Raw genomic sequence first — 22,706 nt, 5'->3', positions numbered from 1 at the left:
GGGGCTGGCATATACCGTCCGGTACCCGCATCGAGACGGGACGGAGAGGAATCGATGGCTCTGAGGTCGTTCGCGCTGGCCGCGCTGTTCTCGCTTGCCGCCTGCACGGGCTCCAATGCGCCCACGGGATCGGCCCCGGCAGCCAGCGGGGTGACCGATGCCCTGCTCGCCGCGCAGCCGGAGGGCGAGTGGCTGAGCTATGGCCGCGACCACAACGAGCAGCGTTTCTCCACGCTCGCCCAGGTGACCGACCAGAACGTGAGCCAGTTGGGCCTCGCCTGGTTCGCGGACCTCGATACCGCGCGCGGACAGGAAGCGACCCCGCTGATGCACGACGGGGTGCTCTACATCACCACCGCGTGGAGCAAGGTCGCCGCCTACGACGCGAAGACCGGCAAGCCGCTGTGGACGTACGACCCCGAAGTGCCCCGGTCGAAGCTGGTCGACGTGTGCTGCGACGCGGTCAACCGCGGCGTCGCGCTCTATGGCGACAAGGTGTTTGTCGGCACGCTCGACGGCCGGCTGATCGCGCTCGACCAGAAGAGCGGCAAGGCCCTTTGGAGCAAGCTGGTCATCCCCGAGGGCTCGCACATGTCGATCACCGGCGCGCCGCGGGTGGTCAAGGGGCGGATCCTGCTCGGCGCGGCGGGCGCGGAATACTTCACGCGCGGCTACCTCGCCGCCTATGATCCCGAGACCGGGAACGAGGCGTGGAAGTTCTACACCGTCCCCGGCGACCCGTCGAAGCCGTTCGAGGGCAAGCACCTCGAGGCTGCAGCCAAGACCTGGACCGGCGAGTGGTGGAAGCTCGGCGGCGGGGGCACGGTGTGGGATTCGATCACCTATGATCCCGCCACCAACCTGGTGTTCTTCGGCACTGCCAATGCCGAGCCGTGGAACCCGCAGCACCGGAATACGAAGGGCCAGGGCGACAGCCTCTACACCGCCTCGATCGTCGCGGTGAACGCCGACACCGGCGAATACGCGTGGCATTTCCAGGAGACCCCGGACGACCGCTGGGACTTCGATTCGACCCAGCAGATCATCGTCGCCGACCTGCCCGTGAACGGCCAGGTCCAGCACGTGATCATGCACGCGCCGAAGAACGGGTTCTTCTATGTCCTCGACGCCAGGACGGGCAAGTTCCTCTCGGGCAAGCCGTTCGTGCAGGGGATCAACTGGGCCTCGGGCCTCGATCCCGTCACCGGCGCGCCGATGGTCAATCCCGAGGCCAAGTACGAGATCACCGGCAAGCCATTCGTCGGGATCCCCGGCGCGGTCGGGGCACATAGCTGGACGCCGATGAGCTTCAGCCCGAAGACGGGCCTCGTCTACATCCCGACCAACAACACGCCGCAGTACTACATGGCCGATCCCGACTGGGAGCCGGGCAAGACCGGGTTCCAGCTCGGCCTCGATTTCTCCGGCGGCGCGATCCCCGCCGACAAGGCCGTGCGGGAAGCGACGGCGAAGGGGTTCACCGGCGCGCTGGTGGCCTTCGATCCGGTCGCAGGCAAGGTCCGCTGGACCGTCCCGCACCCGCACGCGACCAACGGCGGAACGTTGGCGACGGCGGGCAACCTCGTCTTCCAGGGAGTCGCGGAAGGGCTGTTCAACGCCTATGCGGCCGACACCGGCAAGCAGGTGTGGAGCTTCCCGGTCCAGTCCGGCGTGCTCGCCGCGCCGATGACCTATGCGATCGACGGCGAACAGTACGTCGCGGTGCTGGTCGGCTGGGGCGGTGTGCTCGACGTCTCGGGCGGCGAACTGGTCGGCAAGATGACCCCGAACATCAGCCGCCTGATGGTGTTCAAGCTCGGTGCCAAGGGCGTCACGTTGCCGGCCCCGCCGCCACAGAGCGCGCGGGTCCTCGATCCGCCGCCGTTCACCGGCAAGCCCGAGCAGGTCGCGGCCGGAGCGAAGTTCTACGCCAACAGCTGCTCGGTCTGCCACGGCAACGCCGCGGTCGCGGGCAAGCTCAATCCCGACATCCGCCACTCGGTCGCGCTCGGCAAGGCCGACCTGTGGCAGCAGATCGTCCACGACGGCGCGCTCAAGGACAACGGCATGGTCGCGTGGAAGGACCAGTACTCGGCCGAGCAGATCGAGCAGATCAGGCAGTACGTGATCAGCCGGGCCAACGAGGACAAGGCGCTCGAACGCAAATGAGCCGGGTTGGGTGCGGCGCAGCAGCGTTGCATCCGACTTCGCCCCGATTTGAACCAAATTGCGCGACCAGGCGGGAACTTGGCATTGGCCTCCCGCCGGCCTGCTTGTTACGCAGGTGCAGCATGGGGGAGGCGGAGTCTTAGGCCGGTTCCTGGCAACGGACGTCTGGTCATGACTGCGCACCGAAGAGTAAGCATCAGTTGGAAGGCTAAATCACTGGCCTTCAACCTGTTCGATCGCATTCCCCAAGGCGAGCGGCTCTACTATCTGTTCCAGAAGTTTATTACGAAAACCCAGCCGCGGCCCTATGTGCCGACGAGCGGGTCGGCTCGAATACAAATCCTGCAGGCCCAACGCATTATGCAGCGCCGAGCTGATGCGCCCAAATTGCAGCTGCTGGAAATCGGTGCCGGCTGGGACCTTTACGCCAACCTGATCTACTGGTGCTATGGGTTCGAGAATCAGATCGCGATCGATGTCCGCCGTTGGGCCCGGGCTGAAACGGTCAACGCGGCAATCGCGCATCTCGCCAAGGACCCGCCGCCCGCCGCCTTGCGTGTGCCGAAGATCAAACTGGACGCGGCGAGCTTCGAAACGTCGCTGAAAGAGGTTTACGGCATTCGCTACCTCGCTCCGCTTGACGCATCATCGACCGATCTGCCTGCGGGCTCGATTGATGTCATTTGCACGACCAGCGTGTTCGAACATATCCCCGAACAGGTTCTTGCCGCGATCCTGAAGGAGTTCCGGCGGATTATCAGACCCGACGGGATGATGACGCACACGATCGATTTTACCGACCATTACAGTCACGCAGATCCGGCAATAACGGACTTCAACTATCTGCAATTCGGCAATCGGCAGTGGATGCGTCACAATCCCGGAATCCACTTCCAGAACCGTCTGCGAACCAGGGACTTTCGCCGACTGATTGAGGACGCCGATTTCGATGTGAGCGAGTGCGAGGAATGGGGTGGTCGGCCGAGCGAACTCGATCGGACCGCTGTGCATCCGGATTTCAAGCATTACCGCCGCGAAGAACTTCTGGTCATTGGAGCGAACCTGATCGCGAAGCCCAAGTGACGAATCAGATTGCGCCGGCGCAAAGCTTGATGGTTTCCCGTTCATGGGCCGCGAGATCGCCTTCATCGACCAGCCGCTCGCCAGCCGCGCGATCTACCAGAAGTTCGCCGAGCGCGGGCTGGGCAAGCTGGGTGAGCGGCTCACCCCGCACCGCGGGCGGCGCTTCGCCCGGCAGTGATCAGGCGGTGTAGAAGTTCAGTTCCAGCAGAACGTTGTGCGGATCGCGGACGAAGATCTGCCGCAGCCTGGCCATCGGGACCTCGGCGGTTTCATAGCTGAGGGCCATGCCCTCGATCCGCGCGACGGTCGCGTCATAATCGTCACACGCCATCGCAACGTGGTGGATCGCACCGGTTTCCGCGCTCGCCGGGAAGTCGCGGTCGAAGGCACGCCCGAGGCTGCGGTGATTGAGATGGACGATCGGACGGCCCTCCTCGTCGCACAGCCAGGCAGCGGCGTCCTTCATCGCCGCCGGTATCCGCGGGTCGAGCGTCAGGCCCAGCAGCGCCGTATAGAACGCGGTCGCGGCGGCGATATCGTCGGTGACGATGTTGACGTGATCGAGGCCCTTTACCGACATGCCCGCCTCCTTACATCGCCGAGATGCCGCCATCGACCTTGAGTTCCGCTCCGGTCACGAAGCGGCTTTCGTCGGAGGCGAGATAGAGCACGGCGCTGGCGATGTCGTCGGGCTCGCCAACGCGGCCAAGCGGGATCTGGCGGGCGAGCTTGCCCATGACAACGCCCTTGTCGAGGTTGGCATTGGCGGCAATGCCGTCGAGGATCGGGGTGTCGATGAAGGTCGGGTGGACCGAATTGCAGCGCACGTCCCAGCCGCGCTTGGCGCAGTACAGTGCAACCGATTTCGACAGCATCCACACCGCCGCCTTGCTGGCGTTGTAGCCGGGCATGGTATCCGACGCGATCAGCCCGGCGATCGAGCTGATGTTGATGATCGAGCCGGGCTGGTTGTCGCGAAGCAGCGGGATTGCCGTCTGGCAGCCGAGGAACACCGAATCGACGTTCACAGCAAAGCCACGCTTCCAGGTCTCGAATTCGCAGGTCTCGATGTTGCCGCGCACACCGATCCCGGCGTTGTTGACGAGGACGGAGAGACCGCCCAGCGCATCGCCGGCCAGCTCGACCGCCTGCTTCCAGTCGTCCGGGCTGGTCACGTCGTGGCGCAGCGAGAACGCGGTGCCGGCGCCGTATTCGTGGTTGATCCATTCGGCCTGCGCCGCCGCACCGTCGGCGTTGAGGTCGGTGAGGAGCAGCTTCGCCCCCTCCTTCGCCAGCCGCCGCGCCGTCGCCGCACCGAGACCCTGCGCCGCGCCGGTGACCAGCGCCTTCTTGCCTTCGACCCTGCGGCTCATCCTGTCTCTCCGTCTATGTTATCGTCATTGCGAGCCCTGAAAGGGCGAAGCCATCCACCGCGGCCGCGATGGATGGCCGCGGCCTTCGGCCTCGCAATGACGAGGCTTCAGGAGCCGCGTATCTTATTTCATCGCGAGGATGCCCGGCCCGAGCAGCGTGAGCAAGCGCACGTCGATGGCGTCGCCCTGCGCACGGCGGCTCGCGAGGAAGTCACTGAGCCCCGCCAAGGGCACGTGGTGGACGGTGATGTCCTCGCCCGGCAGACCGCCGCCCTCGCTGACCTTCTCGAGGTCGAAGGCCCGCAGGAGGGTGAAGCTTTCGGTGACCATGCCGGGCGAGGAATGGAACTCGCCGATGGTTTCCATCCGGCCGGGACGGTAGCCGGTTTCTTCCTCCAGCTCGCGCGCGGCGGCGACCTCGGCGGCTTCGCCTTCCGCGCCTTCGTCGTCGCCGATCAGGCCGGCGGGAAGCTCGATGCACACGCGGTTCAACGGCACGCGGAACTGCTCGACCAGCACGACCTCGTCATCGGGGGTGAGGGCGAGGATCACCGCGGCGCGGATGTTGCGGGCGCGGCTGACATACTCCCACTTGCCCTTCTTCTTGGCGACGACGAAGCGCCCCGCCCACATCACCTCTTCGGGCGCGTCACCTGTCTTGCTCATGGGATATCAGACCTCGATCAGCCGGTCGGGAAGTTCGTTGGTATCGTTCTCGGCGCGGGGGAAATGCGCGGCAAGCACGGCGCCCACCTTTTCCACCGCGGCAATCATCCCGTCGGCGATGCGGCCGTCGCGGATATGACCGAGCATCGCCTGCATCGCATCGCCCCACACCGCGGCGTCGACCTTGCTGGCGATGGCTTCGTCGGCGACGATCTCGGCGCGGTGCTCGGCCAGGGACAGGTAGATGAGGATGCCGGTGCGGCCGTGGGTCCGCCGCTCGGCGCCGACCTTGAAGCAGGTCACGGCGCGGGCATGGACGCGCCCCGTCTTGACCGGCGCGGGTACCAGCAGCAGCCGCAGCGGCCGCCACAGCAGGATCAGGTACATGCCGGCGAACTTGACCACGCCGACGGTCAGCGCGAGGCCCAGCACCGCGCGCGGGCTCCATTCGGTCGCCCACAGGCCGAGCATCCGGTCGACGAGGCCGAGATAGAACCCCGGCGCGATCTCCAGCGCGGCGAGCGCCAGCAGCGCGACGAGCGCCGACCAGGCTAGCGCAACGTCGTGGTAATCGTCGGACTGCGGGGTGACGATCGTGACTATCTCGCCCGCGCTCGCCCCTTCCGCGGCGGAGACGGCGACGCTCACCCGGTCGCGGTCGGCTTCGGTCATGACAGGTAGCGCCATCGTCACCAGCTCCCCGATGCCCCGCCGCCGCCGAAGCTGCCGCCGCCACCGGAGAAGCCCCCGCCGCCAGAAAAGCCTCCGCCGCCAAAGCCCCCGCCACCGCCCGACCAGCCGCCACTCGGCACGACCCATATCCCGCTCGAATGGCGCTTGCCGCCCTTGCCGAACAGGCTGCGCAGGAATGGCAGCACGAAGAAAAAGAAGAAGATCACCAGCCAGACCCAGAATCCGAAATCGAACTCGGGCGCATTGTCCGCCTGTTGCTGCTGCGCCGCGCTGGCGGCGACCTTGCGCGCCTCGTCCTCGGGAAGCTGGAGCTGGGCGATCAGCTGGTCGGTCGCGGCCATTATCCCGCCGGGGTAGTCGTTGGCCTTGAACCGGGGGATCACCTCGCGCTGGATGATCACGCTCGACAGCGCGTCGGTGAGGATGCCCTCGAGCCCGTAGCCGACCTCGATCCGCACCTTGCGCTCGTTCGGCGCGACGAGGAGGATCGCCCCGTCGTCGCGGTCCTTGTTGCCGAGCGCCCAGGTCCGACCGAGCTGGTAGCCGTAGTCCTCGATCTCGTAGCCCTGCAGGCTCGGCACGGTCGCGACGACCAGCTGGCGCTGCGACTGCGTCTCCAGCGCGGCGAGCTTGGCGTCGAGTTCGGCCACCTGCTGCGGCGAGAGCAGGTGCGCCTCGTCGACCACCCGGCCGGTGAGCTTGGGAAACTCCTGGGCCCACGCCGGGCCGGCGAGAAACGCCAGCGCGGCCAGAAGCAGGAGAAGCGCGCGGCGCATGGGCCGGCCTTTCAGAAACGAGGGCTTAGTTGAAGTCGACCTTCGGCGCCGTCTCCGCGCCCGGCGTCGTCGCCTGGAACGGGGTCATCGGCTTGGAGCCATAGATGATCTTGGCCCCGACGATCGACGGGAAGGTGCGGATCTCGGTGTTATAGGCCTGCACGGCCTCGTTGTAGTCCTTGCGGGCGACCGAGATGCGGTTTTCGGTCCCTTCGAGCTGGCTCTGCAGGGCGAGGAAGTTCTGGTTGGACTTGAGGTCGGGGTAGGCTTCGACCGATACGAGCAACCGCCCGAGGCTCTGCGACAGCGCGCCCTGGGCCTGCTCGTACTGCGCAACCTTGGCCGGGTCGGTCAGGTCGTTGGCGCTGACCTGCACCGAGGTCGCCTTGGCGCGCGCCTCGGTCACCGCGACCAGCGTGCCCTGCTCCTGCTTGGCATAGGCCTTCACCGTGGCGACGAGGTTGGGAATCAGGTCGGCGCGGCGCTGGTACTGGTTCTGCACATCGGCCCACTTGGCCTTGGCGTTTTCCTCGGCGGTCGGGATCGAGTTCACCCCGCAGGCCGACAGGCTCAGCGCGGCCGCTGCGACAAGGGCGGCGCGGCCCAGCTTCGAGAACAGCGACATCGTCATGGCAACCCCTTGCAATCTCGCCGGACGGCCGGCCCCATTGGCCGCGAATGTAGCGAAGGGGCGCGCCCATTCAAGCGCCGTATCGGACCGTGCGCCCGCTTGACGCCATGGCGGTTCGTGGCAGTGTCCACGCCGGGCTTCGCAAACGGGAAGGGGAATACCCATGCTTTCGGAATTCAAGGCGTTCATCGCGCGCGGCAACGTGCTCGACCTCGCGGTCGGCGTGATCATCGGCGCGGCGTTCGGCAAGATCGTCTCTTCGCTGACCGACGACGTGCTGATGCCGCTGATCGGCAAGGCAACCGGCGGGCTCGACTTTTCGCAAAAGTACGTGCTGCTGGGTGACATCCCGGCCGACTACAAGGGCGAGATGACCTATGCCGCGCTCAAGGACGCGGGCGTGGCGATGCTGGGCTATGGCGCGTTCGTCACCGCGATCATCAACTTCCTTATCATGGCCTTCGTCATCTTCCTGATCGTCCGCCAGGCCAACAGGATGATGCCCGCGCCTGAGGCCGCGCCCGCCGGGCCGAGCGAGGTGGAACTGCTTGCGGAAATCCGGGACGAACTGCGGAAGAAGTAAGCGCAAAAAGAAGAATGCGCCCCCGCGAAGGCGGGGGCCTCCATCGGCCAGACGGTCCGTTCGCGGCACGAGGTCCCCGCCTTCGCGGGGACGCGCTCTTTCATTTCAGGCAAGACCCCCTATATGTGCCTTCGCCGGGTTCGCCCGGCTATGGCGATAAACTGCGGCGTACAATAGGCGCAGCGGACCCGGGGGCAGTACCCGGCGGCTCCACCATCACCACCGGTAACCAGTCCGGGCGCTGTTGTCGCAGCGGTGTTGACGGGGCCGAACCAGGATCGACGTGTGTTGAAAAGCGCTGTTTTTGCCCGGGCTGAGTAACCCGTTAAAGGCTCAAAACCTACAAGTGCCAACGACAACGAAGCACTTGCTCTCGCGGCGTAATGTGACGGCCTAACGGCCCGAATTTACAAAGCGACAGCACGGTTCGGACCGAACCGGGTAACAGAATCGGAAACCGGCGGCTGGGGGCGAGCCGAGCAACAGAATCGCCCCACTTTTCCTCTGTCCATCGCCATCGTCATTGCGAGCGACCGCAAGTCGCGCGGCAATCCAGCGGGCAGCGCGCACCTGGATTGCTTCGCTTCGCTCGCAATGACGAGCGAGGGCGCGACTCTAATAAACCCGCGGCATCCCCACCGCTTCCTCGGCGCGCCGCTTCTCGGCGGCCTTTTCGTGGTCGATGCAGTCGAGGATCTTGGCGCCGCCGAGGAATACCGAACCCGTGCAGGCGAGGAACAGCAGCTTGCCGCCGAAGCCGGGGTACTGGGTGAGGTAGTGCGAGCCGCGCTCCACCGCGCCGAGGCCCAGCGCATAGATGATCATGTACGCCTCGACCTTGGTCTTGATCTTGAACAGGCGCGCGATCTTCTGGAGCATTGTTAACCTCTCTTGCCGGGCATCCACCGCAACCTCCGTGCCAACCGCGGAGAATCGCGGGATGCGAAGGTTAACCGCAAACCGGGTGTAAGGCACCCCGACAGGGTCTGGTAAACGCGCGTCAAGGAAACCCGCGAGGGGTCAGAGCAGTTCCGTCAGCGCCATCGCTTCGAGCAGGGCCTTGCGCGCAGCGATGACCCGTCCGGCGAGTTCGGGCTTGCCGAGATCGGCGGGGTCGATGCTCTCCGGCCAGTGCGCCGCGACCACCGCCTCGATCCGCGCCGCTTTCGCCTCGTCGAGCAGGAAGCGCGGGTCGACCGTCGCCGGATCGGCCACCACCCGCAGGCGCAGGCAGGCGGGGCCGCCGCCGTTGGCCATCGACTGCTTCACGTCGACCGGGATGACCCGGCGGATCGGCCCGTTGCTGGCGACGAGGCTGTCGAGATACGCGCTCACCGGTCCGCTCTCGGCGCATTCAGACGGCACCACCAGCGCCATCCCACCCGCTGGCAGGGTGAGCAGCTGGGCGTTGAAGAGATAGGACCGGATCGCCTCTGCCAGGCTGACCGCGCTGTCCGGCACGACGACGATTTCCGCCTCGGGCATCTTGTCGCGAATCGCGGCGTATGTCCCCTCGGGGTCGGCAAAGGCGAGCTCGTGGGTGAACAGCACCGTCTCGTTGGCGACCGCCACCACGTCGTTGTGGAAAGCCCCCGCCGCGATCGCCGCGGGATTCTGCTCGACATGGAGGACGCGGGCGGGGTCGAGCCGGTGCAGCCGCGCCACCGCGCGTCCGGCCTGCTCGTGCTGCCGGGCCGGGAATGCGCCGCCGCTCTTGCCATAGACGAAGATTTCCAGCCCGGGCGCGTCGTGGCGCGGCCCCATCCGCATGTGGTTGGCCGCGCCTTCGTCGCCGAAGCACGGCGGCACGGCGGGGTGGACCGCGAAGTGCGCCGGGTCGGCGAAGGCGAGGCGCAGCTGGCGCAGCGTGTCCGGCCACTCCTGCGAACGGTGCGGCATGGTGACGAGGTTGGCGGCGGTCAGGTGGCAGCGCCCGTCCGCGGTATCGGGCGCGGGGGAGACGGTTGCGGCGTTGGCGGTCCACATCGACGAGGCGCTCCACGCTGCCGCGACCAGCGCCGGGTCGGCCTCGCCCTGGTCGAGGCCAAGTGCGCCGAGGAACGCCGGGTTGGGCCGGGGCAGCGGCGCGAACCAGCCCTGGATCAGCCCCAGCGCCATGTTGCTGCGCATCTTCGCCAGCCCCTGCAGCGCCGCCGCGCGCGGGTGCGAGGCCCGCCCCGCATTGGCCGTCGCGGCAAGGTTGCCGAGGCTCAGCCCGGCGTAGTTGTGGCTGGGGCCGACGAGGCCGTCGAAGTTGATTTCAGCGAGCATTGGTCACCTTTACTGCGAGGCCGTGCTGCTTGCCCACCTCCGACCCCTCCCGCTTGCGGGAGGGGGGGCAGGGCAGCGCTTCAGTCCCCCTCCCGCCTGCGGGAGGGGTTAGGGGTGGGGACACACGCCCTCACCGATCCACGAACCACACCGTATCACCCGCCCCGACATCCAGTGCCGCCGCCGCCACCCCGTCGAGCGCGACGCCGTGGCCCTCCTCGCACAGTTCGGCGAAGGTGCAGCGGAACTCCGCGAGCGATCCGGTCGCGGCCAGCACGCGCCGCTTGCCCGCCCCGGGATCGCCGGTGCGCATCACCGTGCGCGACTTGGCCTGCGAAATCGATTCGACCTTGTCGGTCCGCGCGGTCATCGTCGGGCCGCCGTCGAAGATGTCGACGTAGCCTTCATAGGCGAAGCCCTCCGCCTCGAGCATCCGCATCGCCGCCCGGCCCGACGGGTGCGGCAGGCCGATCGCCGAGCGCGCGGTTTCGGGGAGCATGGCGATATAGACCGGATGCTTGGGCATCAGGTCGGCGATGAACTGGTTGCCGTTGATCGCGTTGAAATAGTCGGCTTCCTGGAAGCTCATCCCGAAGAAGCGCCCGGCGACCCCGTCCCAGAACGGCGAGCCGCCGCGCTCGTCGATCACCCCGCGCAGTTCGGCGAGGATGCGGTCGCCGAAGCGGGCGCGGTGCATGGCGATGAACAGGTAACGGCTGCGGGCGAGCAGCATGCCAAGTCCCCCGGCGCGCTCCGAAGGATGAAGGAACAGCCCGCCGACTTCGCTCGACCCTTCGAGATCGGTGACGAGGTTGAGCATCTCGGCGCGGAAAGTCCGGCCCAGTTCCTTGGAGTGCTGGGTCAGCGTGGCGAGGCGGTACGAATAGAACGGCCAGGCCTGCCCGACCCGGGTGAACAGCTGCGAGGTGCCGCGCACCTCGCCGGTTTCGAGGTTTTCCAGCACCAGCACGAACAGCTCGTCGTGTCCGGGCTCGGTCCGCGCATAGGCTTCGGCCGAGCGGTCGAGCTTGGCAGTCAGCGCCTTGCGGTCCGGCGGCAGGTTGGTGAAACCGCCGCCTGTCAGCTTGGCCATTTCGTAGAGGTGCTGGAGGTCGCCGCCGGTTGCGGCGCGGATGCGGAAGGTCATGAGGTCCCCCCAAGGGAATGATCGGCCAGACGGTGGAGGACGAGCGCGGACAGCGCCGCCCGCTCAGGCAGCGAGGGCACGATCAGAAACTCGTCGGGTGAATGGATCGCGCCGCCGCACACGCCCATGGTGTCGACCACGGGCACGCCGCAGGCGGCGATGTTGTTGCCGTCGCAGACCCCGCCCGACCTTTGCCAGGCGATCGACTGGCCAAGTGCGGTACCGCAGTCGCGGACGAGGTGGAACAGGCGTTCGGCGGCGGGCGTCAGCGGTTTGGGCGGGCGGGTGATCCCGCCGTGTAGGTGGACGGAGACCTCGTGCTCCAGCTCGATCTCGCGGGTCAGGCCATAGATGACGCGGGCAAAGCGCTCGGCGTCGTCCTCGCCCTGCGGGCGGATGTTGAAGCGCAGCACGGCGTGGTCGGGCACCACGTTGTTGGCGCTGCCGCCTTCGATCTTCGCCGGGTTCACGCTGAGCGTCGCGGTCTCGCAGGCCTTGAGGCGAAGCGCGAGGTCGGCGGCGGCGACGACCGCGTTGCGGCCCCAGCCGGGGTTGCGCCCGGCGTGGGCGGAGCGGCCGGTGACGACTGCGGAGAAGTTGCCGCTCCCGCCGCGCGCGCCGGCGAGCGTGCCGTCGGGCAGGGCGGATGGTTCATAGGTCAGCGCCGCGACCTTGCCCCGCGCGAGCCGTTCGATCAGCGAGGCGGAAGAAAGGCTCCCGGTCTCCTCGTCCGAATTGATCATCACGTCGTAGCCGACCGAAGCCGCCGCCGGACTGGCCGCCTCGAATGCCTTCAGCGCGGCAAGGATCACCGCGATCCCGCCTTTCATGTCGGCGACGCCGGGGCCGTTCAGCGTGTCGGCGTCGAGCCATTGCTGCGCCTGGAATGGATGGTCGCTGGCAAAGACCGTATCCATGTGCCCGGTCAGCAGGAACCGCCGCGCCGCTTCGGGGCGGACGGAGAGGACGAGATGGTGGCCGTGGACCAGCTCGACCTCGCGTCCGTCGGCACCCATCGCGGTGACCCGCGCCGGGGTTTCGAGGCGAACCTCGCCGGGCAGCGAAGCGAATGCGGCGGCCAGCAGTTCAGCCTGCTCGGCAAGGCCGGTGAGGTTGCGCGTGCCAGTATTGATGGCGCTCCACGCCTCGACCTCGGCGAGCATCGCCACCGGCTCGATCCGCTCGACCATCGCCGTTTCGGGGGACGAAAGCTGTTGCATATGTAACCGGTGTTAGCTTGGCCGGAGCCTGCGCGCCACCCCCGGCCCGGGACGCTGTCCCCGGTTGCCAAATCGCGAGGCAGCGGGCATAGGCGGCTCGTCCTCCCCGGGCCCATCCGCTAGAACCGCGCCTGCCGGCATCGCCGTGCCGGGCTTTCGCATGACCAAGGGTACAGGACACTTATGGAACAACGGGTTGATCGCGCCGGGCTGCAGGTCGAGGCTGGCCTTGCCGCTTTTGTCGAGGGCAAGGTCCTTGCGCCCCTGGGGCTGGACACAGATGCCTTCTGGACCGGCTTCGCCGCGCTGGTGACTCGCCTTGCTCCCGTCAACCGGGCGCTGCTGGCCAAGCGCGATTCGCTCCAGGCGCAGATCGACGCGTGGCATCTTGCCCGCAAGGGCAAGCCGCTCGACGCGGGCGAATACCGCGCCTTCCTCGAATCGATCGGCTATCTTGTCCCCGAGCCTGCGCCGTTCATGATCGGCACGCAGAATGTCGATCCTGAGATCGCGACGATGGCCGGGCCGCAGCTCGTCGTGCCTTCGCTCAACGACCGCTTCGTCCTCAACGCCGCCAATGCGCGCTGGGGCAGCCTCTATGACGCGTGGTACGGCACCGACGCGCTCGACGCCGCGCCGGCCAGGCCCGGCGGCTATGACCGCGAGCGCGGCGCGGCGGTGATCCGCGCCGGCCGGGCGTTCCTCGATCTCACGCTGCCGCTCGACAACATGAGCTGGTCCGACTGGGACGGCGAGGACATGCCGCCGCTGTGTGATCCCGGCCAGTTCGCCGGGCGCAAGGACGGCGGGCTGCTGTTCTGCAGCAACGGCCTGCACATCGAGCTGGTCCTCAACCGTGAGCACAACGTCGGCCGCGACGACGTGGCGGGCATCGCCGACATCGTCCTCGAAGCCGCGCTGACCACGATCATCGACCTCGAGGATTCGGTGGCCGCGGTCGATGCCGAGGACAAGACACTCGCCTACACCAACTGGCTCGGCCTGATGCGCGGCGACCTCGAGGCCTCGTTCGACAAGGGCGGCCGGACGATGACCCGCCGCATGGATGGTGACCGGGAGTGGACTTCGCCCGAAGGCAAGCCGCTGACCCTGCCGGGGCGCAGTCTGATGTTCGTGCGCAACGTCGGCCATCTGATGACCAACCCCGCGATCCTCCTCGCCGATGGCTCGGAAATCCCCGAGGGGATCATGGACGCGGTCATCACCAGCGCCATCGCGATGCACGACCTGAAGGGCCTTGGTCCGTGGCGCAACAGCCGTGCCGGTTCGATCTACATCGTCAAGCCGAAGATGCACGGGCCCGAGGAAGTCGCCTTCACCAACGACCTGTTCGATGCGGTCGAGGACTTGCTCGGCCTCGCCCGCCACACCGTCAAGGTCGGGGTGATGGACGAGGAGCGCCGCACGTCGGCCAACCTTGCCGCGTGCATCGCCGCGGTGAAGGACCGGATCGTGTTCATCAACACCGGCTTCCTCGACCGCACCGGCGACGAGATCCACACCTCGATGCAGGCCGGGCCCATGATCCGCAAGGGCGCGATCAAGGCCAGCACCTGGATCCAGGCCTACGAAAAGCGCAACGTTTCGATCGGGTTGTCGCACGGGTTCTCCGGCCACGCCCAGATCGGCAAGGGGATGTGGGCCGCGCCCGACATGATGCGCGACATGATGGAGCAGAAGATCGGCCACCCGCGCACCGGCGCGAACACCGCATGGGTGCCCTCGCCGACTGCCGCCACGCTCCACGCGATGCACTATCATCAGGTCGACGTGTTCGACCGCCAGCGCGAAGTCGCGCAGGAAGACTGCCCGGGGCTCGCCCCGCTGCTCTCGATCCCGCTCGCCGACGGCACCAACTGGAGCGAGGACGAGGTCCGCGAGGAACTCGACAACAATGCCCAGGGCCTGCTCGGCTACGTCGTGCGGTGGATCGACCAGGGCGTCGGCTGCTCCAAGGTGCCCGACATCAACGATGTCGGCCTGATGGAGGACCGTGCGACGCTGCGCATCTCCAGCCAGCACATCGCCAACTGGCTGCACCACGGCGTCTGCTCCGCCGAGCAGGTGCTGGATTCGCTGAAGCGCATGGCGGCAAAGGTCGATGCCCAGAACGCCGGCGACCCGCTCTACGAGCCGATGGCCGGACGCTGGGACGAAAGCATGGCTTTCCAGGCGGCCTGCGATCTCGTGTTCAAGGGGCTCGAACAGCCTAACGGCTACACCGAACCGCTGCTCCACGCCTGGCGCCGCCGGAAGAAGGCAGCAGCCTGAGAATATCCGGATCGGATATTTCGTTAAGGACTTTCGCTTAGCATCCCGCATCGGGGGCAACCGGGGCGGGGCATGCACCAGCAGCGGCAGCGAATCGAGGAACGGACCAAGGTGCTGATCCGCGCCGAGCTGCGCGAGGACCGCTCGGGTGCGCGCGATTCCTGCATCCTCGACATCTCATCGCGGGGGATGCTGCTGACGATGCTCGATCCGCCGGGACACGGCGCCTTCGTCGAGGTGGTGGCGCAGGGGCATCACCTCGTCGGCCATGTCGAATGGTCCAAGGGGCGGCGGTTCGGGCTGAAATTCAGGGACCGCATCAACCATGCCGCGTTCATCGCCGGCTATGATGGCCCCATCGTCATCCGCGACAACACCCGGCGGCTGGCCTTGCCCGCGGCGGCGCGCGCGGCGCTGTTCGACGCCGACGAGGTCAGCAAGGCCTCGCGTTTCGCCTTCGCACTGGTTGCGGGCGCGGTCGCGGCGATGCTGCTGGCCGATCTGGTCGGGGTGGCGCTCCACCATGCGGTCGGGACGGCGGGGAGCACGATGGAAATGCCCGCCGGCGACAGTTACGCCGAAGAGGACGACGACCAGTAAGGGTCAGGACAGGGTCCGGGCGATCGCCACGAACTCATCCACGCTCAGCGTTTCGGCCCGCCGGGCCGGATCGATCCCCAGCGTTTCCAGCGCCGCGAGCGCGCCGGGCAGCCCTTTGAGGCTCTGGCGCAGCATCTTGCGGCGCTGGCCGAATGCGGCCTCTGTCACCCGCTCCAGCATCCGTGCGGAGACACCCTGCGGCATTTCGCCGGGGACGACATGGAGAACCGCGCTCATCACCTTGGGGGGCGGGGTGAAGGCGCTGCGGTGGACCTTGACCGCGATGCGCGGGGCCGAGCGCCACTGCGCCAGCACGGCGAGCCGGCCATAGGCGTCGCTGCCCGGCGCGGCGACGATCCGCTCCGCCACCTCGAGCTGGAACATCAGCGTCAGCGAGGCCCACTGCGGCGGCCAGTCCTGACCTGACAGCCAACCGGTGAACAGCGCCGTGCCGACGTTGTAGGGCAGGTTGGCGACGACGTGGAACGGCCCCTCGATCCCGTGCGCGACCTTCATCGCGTCGCCCTCGATGACAGTAAGCTGGCCGGGGAAGGCCTCGCCCAGTTCGGCGAGCGCCGGGTAGCAGCGGCGGTCCATCTCGATCGCGGTGACGTGCGCGCCCGCACGCAGCAGCGCCCGGGTGAGGCCGCCGGGGCCGGGGCCGACCTCGAGCACCTGCGCGCCGGCCAGCTTGCCGGGGATCCGGGCGATGCGGTCGAGCAGTTGCTCGTCGAACAGGAAGTTCTGGCCGAGCGCCTTCGACGCGGTCAGCCCGTGGCGCTGGACGACCTCGCGCAAGGGGGGGAGTTCGGGGTTCGTCACAGGCCCACCCCCCGAAACGCCGCGCATTCCGCCGCCATGCGCAGCGCGGCGATGGTCGCGCCGGGCCGCGCCAGACCCTTGCCGGCGAGCGAAAACGCCGTCCCGTGATCGGGCGAGGTGCGGATCAGCGGCAGGCCCAGCGTGACGTTGACCCCGTTGTCGAAGTCGAGCGCCTTCAGCGGGATCAGCGCCTGGTCGTGGTACATGCAGATGGCGAGGTCATAGGCCGCGCGGGCTTCGGCGTGGAACATGCCGTCAGGCGGAAGCGGGCCGACCGCGTGGATGCCCTCGCCCCGCAGCGCCGCGACCGCCGGCGCAATGATCCGCGCTTCCTCGTCGCCGAACTGGCCGCCTTCACCGGCATGCGGGTTGAGCCCGGCGACCGCGAGGCGCGGCCTGGCGATGCCGAAGTCGCGGGCGAGCGCGGCGGCGGCAATGGCGGCGCGGTTGCGGATCAGCTCGCTGGTGAGCAGGCCGGGCACCTCGGCCAGCGCGACGTGGACGGTGATCGGGATGACGCGCAGGCTCGGGCCGGCAAGCATCATCACCGCGTTGCGTTCGCTGATCCCGCAGGCCTGTGCGAGCAGTTCGGTCTGGCCCGGATGGCTGAAGCCGACGCGGGCCAGTGCAGCCTTCGATACGGGCGCGGTGACCAGCGCCGAGGCCGCGCCGCCGCGAACCAGCCCCGCCGCGGTTTCGAGGCTGCGCAGGGCGAGCGCGGCGCCCGCGTCGTCGGGCTCTCCGGGGCGATACGCCGTCTCGCCGATGTCGAGCACCGGCAGCGCCTCGGCGAAATGGGCGAGCGCCTCGTCCGGGGAGCCGATGACCTTGACGGGCACGTCGATCCCGCGCGCCGCAGCGGCCTCGCGCAGGACCTGCGCACTCCCCGCGACGAAGAACGGGGCGATCCCGGCCTGCTCGCGCATGGCCCACGCAGCTGCGAGCAGTTCGGGCCCGACCCCGGCGGGATCACCGAGGCTGGCGCACAGGGGGAGGGGAGCAGGCACGGTCACCTGCTACCCCATACCGGTGTTGCGGCCAATGTCAGTTGTACTCGATCACCGCGTCGCGGCGGAGGTCGCGGAGGTAGGTCTGGGCGCGCTTGTTGACGCGTTCGTCCTCCATCTGCGCCATCAGGTCCTCGAAGCTCGGCCCGCTGTCGACCTTCGGGTCGTCGCGCCCGCACAGCATGAGCACGCGCACACCGTCGTCGATCGAGCCGAACGGCTGGGTCGACTGGCCGATCTGCAGCGAGAGCAGCGACTGCTGGAGCGGTTCCGGCAGGTCGCGGACCCTGATCTGGTCGTTGGCGACCACGGTCGCGCCGATGGCCGCCGCGCCGCTTTCCGCATCGCCGCAGCCGCGCATCTGGCTGACCGCCGCGGCAAACTTCTGGGCCTGCGCGCCGGCCTGATCGCTGGTCGTTCCCGGCGGGAAGGCGATTGAGATCTGCTTGAGGCTGAGCAGCGCATCGCGCGGATCGGCAGTGAGAACCTGGCGCTTGTCGATCAGCAGGAGGATCGAGAAGCCGCCACGGATCTCGACCGGGCCGACGAGCTGACCGGGCTGGAGGCCGGCGGCGGCCGCTCCCAGTTCCTGCGGAAGCTGGGCGAGCCGGATCCAGCCGAGGTCGCCGCCGACCGCGGCTGTCGAGGCTTCGGAATACTGGCGCGCATAGCCGACGAAGCTGCCGCCCTGCTTGATCTGCTCGACGATCTTCTGCGCGTTGGCGAAGACCTGCGGCTTGGTGTCCTCGTTCGCGGCGAGGAAGATTTCGCCGATGCGGTATTCCTCGGTGCCCTTGGCCGCCTGCAGCCGCTCCATCGTCTCCTTCACTTCTTCCTCGGAGACGTTGATGAACGGCTGGACGTTGCGGCGCAGCAGGCGCTGCCACGCCAGCTCGCCCTTGATCTGGCGCTTCAGCGAGTTGGGCGACGAACCGATCGACGCGAGGTAGCGGGCGAGCTGTTCGGTGCTCTGCCCGAAGTTCTGCTGGGCGACGCGGTCGTAAGTCGCCTGGACCTCGTCGTCGCTCACCTCGATATCGGAAGCCTTGGCCTCCTGGATCTGCAGCGTCTCGTCGATCAGGTTGCGCAGCACCTGCATCCGCAGCCGGTCGGTCTCTTCGGGCGAGAGCTTGTTCTCGCTCGCCGCGGTGATCAGCGCGAGGCGCTGCTCGATGTCGGTGCCGGTGATGATCTCACCGTTGACGACGGCGGTGGCACGGCGGTTGTTGGGGTCGCTCTTGCCGAACATCACCGGGTTGGTCGGAATGTTGAGCGGGTCGTTGGCCCCTCCTGCAGGTGCGGCCGCATCCTGCGCGACCGCCAGCGGGGCAATCCCGGAAACGGTCATCGCGGTGGTGGCAAGGACAATGGCGCTGCGGCCGATCGCACGGGAAATACGGTTGGCAATCATCATGGCAATCGGGAAATCCTGTCCATCGAAGCAGGCCGCCAGGGCCCGGTCAGTCCGCCCCTCTCGCGTCCGGCGGCTTAACCAATGCTGAGTTTGGAAAGGCGGATAGCGGGATTCGCCGCCCGTGCAAAGCGTGCAGACGGATCCTGTCCCCGCCCCGGTCCTAGCGGAAGCCGATCCCCCGCAGCGAGAAGCTGATCTGGAAGGTGTTGCCCTTCTGCGCGTCGCCGGTCGCCACGTAGTCGCGCCGCCAGGTAAAGGCGAGGTCGAGGCACTCGTCGGTATAGGCGAAGCCGAGCCGGTGGCGGAGCATCTGGAACCCGTCCGACTGGAACAGCGGGTCTTCGTTCTTGTCGGTCAGGTTGACCACCGCCGAGCCGAACACCGACCAGTAGTTGGCGAACGCGACACGGCCCGAGACGCGCAGTTCCTCGCGGTCGCGCAGGTCCTCGAAGCTGGTCGAGATGTTGCGGTCGAGCCTCAGGTAGCCGATTTCGGCATAGGTCTTGTGGTCGCCCACCGTGACGTCGAACTCGTTGCGGCGGAACGCGAACGAATCCTTGTCGAGCCGGAATCGGTGGGTCAGCTTGACGATGTCGCTGAAGCGCAGCTCGCTCCGCCCGACCACGTCCGACGTGCGATTGGTGAGCCCTGTGCCGTCGGGCAGCAGCGTCGCCTGGTTGGTCAGGCGATAGGACTGGCCGACCGTCGTCGAGAAGCGGAAGCCGGGGCCGTTGACCCGCCAGTCGAACCCGTACGTGAAGCGCACCCCGTCCTCGATCCGGTCGTAACCGGGGAATCGGTTGAGCGCGAAGAGGTTGCTGTCTTCCAGGTCGACTGCGCGGGCGTCCTCGTTCGGCACCTCGAGGTTCTTGACCTCGGGCGAGGCGACGACCTGCACCCGCGGCGTGAACACCTGCGTCCCGCCGAGAAACTCGCCGACCAGCGGCCATTTCACGTCGAGCGCCGCCGTGGCGATGCCGCGGTACTCCCACCCCGGATTGCCGCGATAGACCGCGGTCAGGGTCGAAGCGTTCTCCGCCGAGTGGTAGGCGTCGCCCCGGGCGAGGGCGGTGAGCGTGACCTCCTGCCCCCACGGGGTGATTCGCCGCAGGTCCCATTGCGCCTTGGCGAAGGCCCGCTGGGTGTCCTGTCCGCTGGTCCGGGTGATGGCGAGGCTGTTGCCCTGCAGTTCCAGCTTGCCGTCCAGCACGTCGAAGCGGTGGCGGTAATCGATCACCGGCAGCGCGATCGGGACCAGTCCCTGCCGGTCGCCCAGCCGCAGCGTCTGCGTCGCCCAGCCGGCGATGCTCAGGTAGCTGTCCGGCGTGATCCGTTCGAGGTTCACGGTCGAGCGCAGGCGGTCGTCGCGGCTGATGTCGTAGCGGCGCAGGAAGGTGCGGTCGCTTGCCACCCGGCCGGAGAAGGTCAGGCTCCAGTTCGGGCTGAACTGGTAGCGGCCATTGGTTTCGAGGTAGCCGCGGAAGTCATCGGTGCGGATGCCGCTGCCCAGCGGAATGCGCGAGGAGCGGGTGGCATAGCCGGTCACCTGCAGCGCGCCGTCCTGGGTCAGCTGGCGGTACTTGGCCGAGACCATCGGCAGCGCCTGGGTATAGACATAGCCGGTCAGCGAAAGGTCGCGGTTGTTGCCGAGACGCAGGTAATAGGTGTCGCTCACCTCCACCCCGTTGGAGGCGGACAGGCGGAAGTCGGGGATCAGCAGCCCGCTTTCGGCGCGGAAGTCGCTGGTGTGGCCCAGCCCTGGCAGCGGCAGGATCGGGATGCCGAACAGGTGGAACAGCGCACCCTTGTAGCTGACCTTGCGCTTGACCGGATCGTAGACGACCCGCGCCGCGGTGATTCGCCAGCTGGGATTCTTCGGGCATCCCGCGGTATTCTCGACAGCGCAGGCGGTATAGGCGGCGTTGGTGAGGACGATCCCGCCGTCTTCGCCGCGCACGCCCTTGTCCGCGGCAAGCCGTCCGCCCTCGCGCAGGACGATGAGGAGGTTCTCCATCATCCCGGCCTTGAGCTCGTCGGTCAGCTCGATCCGGTCGGTGTATACGGTGTTGCCGTTTTCATCGACGAGGCGGATGTTGCCGGCAGCGACGATCTCGCCCGACGTGCGGTTCCAGGTGACCGTGGCGGCGCGGACCGACTGCTCCTCGCGCCGCAGCACGACGTTGCCGGTGGCGGTGACGGTATCGGCGTCGGAGTTGTACTCGACCTTGTCGGCCTCGAAGCGGATCTGCTCCTGCTCCCGCGATTCGGCGGGAGCGGCATCCTGGGCGAAGGCAGGAGAGGTGAGCGCCGTCCCGGCAAGCAGGGCGGCGAGCGACAGCGATGCGCAGCGCAAGCATCGGGGGAAGGCTTGCGGCAGCCGCCGCGGCAGGGGTTGCATCCCTTGCCTATCGCACCGGCGAAGCCTAACTGCAAACCCGCAATTCACCGCCTGTGCGATCCCCGCCGGGCTGTGGCCCCTTTCCGACAGGAGCCTTGAATGAACGTCGTTTTCCGTGACGCCAATGCCCCCCGCCCTCGCCTCGTCGCCCGCCTCGTCGCCGACGGGCGCATGCCCGCGGACCTCTCCGCGCTGGTGCGCGAGGGCGCGAGCGCAGCGCGGTTCAGCGGCAAGGCGGGCCAGGTTCACGAGGCGTTCGTCGAGGATAACGGCGCGGTGCGGCGCCTTGCGCTGGCCGGGATCGGCGAGCCCGGCGGGGCCGACCGGCTCGCCTCGCTGGAACGCGCCGGTGGCGCGCTGGTGGCCAAGTACCTGACCTCGGGCGAAACCGAACTCGCGATCGATTTCGGCGACGCGGGCCTTTCCGCCGCCGAAGCCGCTGCCGTCCTCCTCGGCGCGCGGCTGCGCGGCTGGCGGCACGACACCTACCGCACCCGGCTCAAGGACGAGCAGAAAAAGAGCCTCGCCACCATCGCCGCCGTCGCCGCGCCGGATGGCACGCAGGACGCATGGGCCATGGAGAGCGCGGTTGCCGAAGGCGTCGAGTTCACCCGCGAACTGGTCACCGAACCGGCCAACGTCATTTATCCCGAAAGCTTCGTGAAGCGTTGCCAGGACCGCTTTGCCGGGACCGGCATCGACATCGTCGTGCTCGACAAGGCGCAGATGGCGGCGCTCGGCATGGGCGCGCTGCTTGGCGTGGCGCAGGGTTCGGTCCGCGACCCCCGCATCCTCGCGCTGCGCTGGAAGGGCGCCGAAGCTGCCAGGCCGACCGCGTTCGTCGGCAAGGGCGTGACCTTCGACACCGGCGGCATCTCGATCAAGCCGGCCGCCGGCATGGAAGACATGAAGTGGGACATGGGCGGCGCCGGCGCGGTCGCCGGGGCCATGCTCGCCCTCGCCAAGCGCAAGGCCAAGGCGGACGTGATCGGCGTCTGCGGCCTGGTCGAAAACATGCCCGACGGCAACGCCCAGCGCCCCGGCGACGTCGTCACCTCGATGTCGGGCCAGACCGTCGAGGTCATCAACACCGACGCCGAAGGGCGGCTGGTGCTGTGCGACGCGCTCACCTGGGTGCAGAAGGAATACAATCCCGCCACCATCGTCGACCTCGCCACCCTGACCGGCGCGATGATCATCTCGCTCGGCCACGAGCAGGCGGGCATGTTCAGCAACGACGACGGCCTCGCCGCCAACCTCGACGCGGCGGGCAAGGCGAGCGGCGACAAGCTGTGGCGGATGCCGCTCGGCCCGGCCTACGACAAGCTGATCGATTCGCCGATCGCCGACATGAAGAACGTGGGACCGCGCTATGGCGGCTCGATCACCGCCGCGCAGTTCCTCCAGCGCTACATCGACAAGGGCGTGGCCTGGGCGCACCTCGACATTGCCGGCACCGTGTGGGTCGACAAGCCCGGGGCAACGCACGACAAGGGCGCCACCGGGTTCGGCGTGCGCCTGCTCGACCGCTACGTGCGCGACGTGCTGGAGGGGTAAGCAC

21 protein-coding genes and 1 other RNA gene are annotated in these 22,706 nt (G+C 67.8%); 8 read left to right on the top strand and 14 right to left on the bottom strand.

The features are described 5' to 3' along the window. Positions 1–54: 54 nt before the first annotated feature. The 3 genes from AC3WLD_RS00365 to AC3WLD_RS00355 all read left to right on the top strand — a co-directional run bounded on the left by AC3WLD_RS00365 (position 55) and on the right by AC3WLD_RS00355 (position 3,430). Positions 55–2,169 carry a PQQ-dependent dehydrogenase, methanol/ethanol family gene (locus AC3WLD_RS00365; protein ID WP_492554922.1) on the top strand — a complete coding sequence of 705 codons (2,115 nt, stop codon included), beginning with the start codon at positions 55–57 and terminating at the stop codon, positions 2,167–2,169. A 171-nt stretch (positions 2,170–2,340) separates the two neighbouring features. After that, the gene (locus AC3WLD_RS00360) at positions 2,341–3,252 is read left to right on the top strand and encodes a methyltransferase domain-containing protein (protein ID WP_492554921.1); all 912 of its coding nucleotides are present in this window, start codon (positions 2,341–2,343) and stop codon (positions 3,250–3,252) included. Between the two features lie 43 nt (positions 3,253–3,295). Further along, complete coding sequence (locus AC3WLD_RS00355; protein WP_492554920.1) at positions 3,296–3,430, top strand: hypothetical protein; 135 nt, start codon at positions 3,296–3,298, stop codon at positions 3,428–3,430. Here the strand turns inward: AC3WLD_RS00355 and AC3WLD_RS00350 are convergent, their stop codons facing one another. The 6 genes from AC3WLD_RS00350 to AC3WLD_RS00325 form a co-directional block, all read right to left on the bottom strand. Beyond that, complete coding sequence (locus AC3WLD_RS00350) at positions 3,431–3,832, bottom strand: VOC family protein (protein ID WP_492554919.1); 402 nt, start codon at positions 3,830–3,832, stop codon at positions 3,431–3,433. It lies immediately after the preceding gene. Positions 3,833–3,842: 10 nt separating this feature from the next. Then, entirely contained in the window at positions 3,843–4,625 is a 783-nt protein-coding gene (locus AC3WLD_RS00345) for an SDR family oxidoreductase (RefSeq protein ID WP_492554918.1), read from the bottom strand. 123 nt (positions 4,626–4,748) lie between these two features. Next, positions 4,749–5,291 carry an NUDIX hydrolase gene (locus AC3WLD_RS00340; RefSeq protein ID WP_492554917.1) on the bottom strand — a complete coding sequence of 181 codons (543 nt, stop codon included), beginning with the start codon at positions 5,289–5,291 and terminating at the stop codon, positions 4,749–4,751. A gap of 6 nt (positions 5,292–5,297) precedes the next feature. Beyond that, positions 5,298–5,978 (bottom strand): TPM domain-containing protein, encoded by a 681-nt coding sequence (locus AC3WLD_RS00335; protein WP_492554916.1) that lies wholly within the window; start codon positions 5,976–5,978, stop codon positions 5,298–5,300. A gap of 2 nt (positions 5,979–5,980) precedes the next feature. Next, a complete protein-coding gene (locus tag AC3WLD_RS00330; protein ID WP_492554915.1) occupies positions 5,981–6,760 on the bottom strand; it encodes a TPM domain-containing protein in 780 nt (259 codons plus the stop codon). A 25-nt stretch (positions 6,761–6,785) separates the two neighbouring features. Further along, positions 6,786–7,385, bottom strand: a complete 600-nt coding sequence (locus AC3WLD_RS00325; RefSeq protein ID WP_492555321.1) for a LemA family protein — start codon at positions 7,383–7,385, stop codon at positions 6,786–6,788. A 169-nt stretch (positions 7,386–7,554) separates the two neighbouring features. Between AC3WLD_RS00325 and mscL the strand changes: the two genes are divergently transcribed. Both mscL and ssrA read left to right on the top strand, forming a co-directional pair. After that, positions 7,555–7,974: a large conductance mechanosensitive channel protein MscL gene (gene mscL / locus AC3WLD_RS00320; RefSeq protein ID WP_492554914.1), complete on the top strand. Its 420-nt coding sequence runs from the start codon at positions 7,555–7,557 to the stop codon at positions 7,972–7,974. 94 nt (positions 7,975–8,068) lie between these two features. Further along, positions 8,069–8,433, top strand: a transfer-messenger RNA (tmRNA) gene (gene ssrA / locus AC3WLD_RS00315). A 156-nt stretch (positions 8,434–8,589) separates the two neighbouring features. On the opposite strand, the gene AC3WLD_RS00310 is transcribed toward ssrA, so the two are convergent. The 4 genes from AC3WLD_RS00310 to AC3WLD_RS00295 all read right to left on the bottom strand — a co-directional run bounded on the left by AC3WLD_RS00310 (position 8,590) and on the right by AC3WLD_RS00295 (position 12,612). Then, positions 8,590–8,853 carry a hypothetical protein gene (locus tag AC3WLD_RS00310; RefSeq protein WP_492554913.1) on the bottom strand — a complete coding sequence of 88 codons (264 nt, stop codon included), beginning with the start codon at positions 8,851–8,853 and terminating at the stop codon, positions 8,590–8,592. A gap of 141 nt (positions 8,854–8,994) precedes the next feature. Beyond that, positions 8,995–10,245 (bottom strand): N-succinylarginine dihydrolase, encoded by a 1,251-nt coding sequence (locus AC3WLD_RS00305; RefSeq protein WP_492554912.1) that lies wholly within the window; start codon positions 10,243–10,245, stop codon positions 8,995–8,997. Positions 10,246–10,375: 130 nt separating this feature from the next. After that, positions 10,376–11,392 (bottom strand): arginine N-succinyltransferase, encoded by a 1,017-nt coding sequence (locus tag AC3WLD_RS00300; RefSeq protein ID WP_492554911.1) that lies wholly within the window; start codon positions 11,390–11,392, stop codon positions 10,376–10,378. After that, positions 11,389–12,612, bottom strand: coding sequence for a hydrolase (locus tag AC3WLD_RS00295; protein WP_492554910.1), 1,224 nt, complete (start codon positions 12,610–12,612; stop codon positions 11,389–11,391). The genes AC3WLD_RS00300 and AC3WLD_RS00295 overlap by 4 nt, the downstream gene beginning before the upstream one ends. Before the next feature lie 183 nt (positions 12,613–12,795). Here AC3WLD_RS00295 and AC3WLD_RS00290 point away from each other — a divergent pair, with 183 nt between their 5' ends. Next, complete coding sequence (locus AC3WLD_RS00290) at positions 12,796–14,904, top strand: malate synthase G (RefSeq protein WP_492554909.1); 2,109 nt, start codon at positions 12,796–12,798, stop codon at positions 14,902–14,904. Between the two features lie 72 nt (positions 14,905–14,976). Beyond that, complete coding sequence (locus tag AC3WLD_RS00285; RefSeq protein ID WP_492554908.1) at positions 14,977–15,504, top strand: PilZ domain-containing protein; 528 nt, start codon at positions 14,977–14,979, stop codon at positions 15,502–15,504. 3 nt (positions 15,505–15,507) lie between these two features. Here AC3WLD_RS00285 and rsmA read toward each other — a convergent pair whose 3' ends face one another. The 4 genes from rsmA to AC3WLD_RS00265 all read right to left on the bottom strand — a co-directional run bounded on the left by rsmA (position 15,508) and on the right by AC3WLD_RS00265 (position 21,145). After that, positions 15,508–16,326: a 16S rRNA (adenine(1518)-N(6)/adenine(1519)-N(6))-dimethyltransferase RsmA gene (gene rsmA / locus AC3WLD_RS00280; RefSeq protein WP_492554907.1), complete on the bottom strand. Its 819-nt coding sequence runs from the start codon at positions 16,324–16,326 to the stop codon at positions 15,508–15,510. Continuing rightward, a complete protein-coding gene (gene pdxA, locus AC3WLD_RS00275) occupies positions 16,323–17,333 on the bottom strand; it encodes a 4-hydroxythreonine-4-phosphate dehydrogenase PdxA (protein ID WP_492554906.1) in 1,011 nt (336 codons plus the stop codon). The genes rsmA and pdxA overlap by 4 nt, the downstream gene beginning before the upstream one ends. 37 nt (positions 17,334–17,370) lie before the next feature. Then, the gene (locus AC3WLD_RS00270) at positions 17,371–18,747 is read right to left on the bottom strand and encodes a peptidylprolyl isomerase (protein ID WP_492554905.1); all 1,377 of its coding nucleotides are present in this window, start codon (positions 18,745–18,747) and stop codon (positions 17,371–17,373) included. A 160-nt stretch (positions 18,748–18,907) separates the two neighbouring features. Beyond that, positions 18,908–21,145, bottom strand: a complete 2,238-nt coding sequence (locus tag AC3WLD_RS00265; RefSeq protein WP_492554904.1) for an LPS-assembly protein LptD — start codon at positions 21,143–21,145, stop codon at positions 18,908–18,910. Positions 21,146–21,244: 99 nt separating this feature from the next. On the opposite strand from AC3WLD_RS00265, the gene AC3WLD_RS00260 reads away from it, so the two are divergent. Beyond that, entirely contained in the window at positions 21,245–22,702 is a 1,458-nt protein-coding gene (locus tag AC3WLD_RS00260; RefSeq protein WP_492554903.1) for a leucyl aminopeptidase, read from the top strand. Positions 22,703–22,706: the final 4 nt, after the last annotated feature.

This window comes from Novosphingobium sp. FW305-C-111, assembly GCF_058783565.1.
The sequence above is the reverse complement of the archived record's forward strand: the minus strand, read 5'-3'. Positions and strand labels throughout refer to the sequence as shown.

Coding starts and splice junctions, on each gene's coding strand:
- AC3WLD_RS00325 (WP_492555321.1), bottom strand. CDS start 7,385: ATGTCGCTGTTCTCGAAGCTGGGCCGCGCCGCCCTTGTCGCAGCGGCC.
- AC3WLD_RS00270 (WP_492554905.1), bottom strand. CDS start 18,747: ATGATGATTGCCAACCGTATTTCCCGTGCGATCGGCCGCAGCGCCATT.
- AC3WLD_RS00365 (WP_492554922.1), top strand. CDS start 55: ATGGCTCTGAGGTCGTTCGCGCTGGCCGCGCTGTTCTCGCTTGCCGCC.
- AC3WLD_RS00345 (WP_492554918.1), bottom strand. CDS start 4,625: ATGAGCCGCAGGGTCGAAGGCAAGAAGGCGCTGGTCACCGGCGCGGCG.
- mscL (WP_492554914.1), top strand. CDS start 7,555: ATGCTTTCGGAATTCAAGGCGTTCATCGCGCGCGGCAACGTGCTCGAC.
- AC3WLD_RS00295 (WP_492554910.1), bottom strand. CDS start 12,612: ATGCAACAGCTTTCGTCCCCCGAAACGGCGATGGTCGAGCGGATCGAG.
- AC3WLD_RS00350 (WP_492554919.1), bottom strand. CDS start 3,832: ATGTCGGTAAAGGGCCTCGATCACGTCAACATCGTCACCGACGATATC.
- AC3WLD_RS00340 (WP_492554917.1), bottom strand. CDS start 5,291: ATGAGCAAGACAGGTGACGCGCCCGAAGAGGTGATGTGGGCGGGGCGC.
- AC3WLD_RS00265 (WP_492554904.1), bottom strand. CDS start 21,145: ATGCAACCCCTGCCGCGGCGGCTGCCGCAAGCCTTCCCCCGATGCTTG.
- AC3WLD_RS00335 (WP_492554916.1), bottom strand. CDS start 5,978: ATGGCGCTACCTGTCATGACCGAAGCCGACCGCGACCGGGTGAGCGTC.
- AC3WLD_RS00285 (WP_492554908.1), top strand. CDS start 14,977: ATGCACCAGCAGCGGCAGCGAATCGAGGAACGGACCAAGGTGCTGATC.
- AC3WLD_RS00330 (WP_492554915.1), bottom strand. CDS start 6,760: ATGCGCCGCGCGCTTCTCCTGCTTCTGGCCGCGCTGGCGTTTCTCGCC.
- AC3WLD_RS00310 (WP_492554913.1), bottom strand. CDS start 8,853: ATGCTCCAGAAGATCGCGCGCCTGTTCAAGATCAAGACCAAGGTCGAG.
- AC3WLD_RS00260 (WP_492554903.1), top strand. CDS start 21,245: ATGAACGTCGTTTTCCGTGACGCCAATGCCCCCCGCCCTCGCCTCGTC.
- AC3WLD_RS00355 (WP_492554920.1), top strand. CDS start 3,296: ATGGGCCGCGAGATCGCCTTCATCGACCAGCCGCTCGCCAGCCGCGCG.
- AC3WLD_RS00290 (WP_492554909.1), top strand. CDS start 12,796: ATGGAACAACGGGTTGATCGCGCCGGGCTGCAGGTCGAGGCTGGCCTT.
- AC3WLD_RS00300 (WP_492554911.1), bottom strand. CDS start 11,392: ATGACCTTCCGCATCCGCGCCGCAACCGGCGGCGACCTCCAGCACCTC.
- AC3WLD_RS00360 (WP_492554921.1), top strand. CDS start 2,341: ATGACTGCGCACCGAAGAGTAAGCATCAGTTGGAAGGCTAAATCACTG.
- AC3WLD_RS00305 (WP_492554912.1), bottom strand. CDS start 10,245: ATGCTCGCTGAAATCAACTTCGACGGCCTCGTCGGCCCCAGCCACAAC.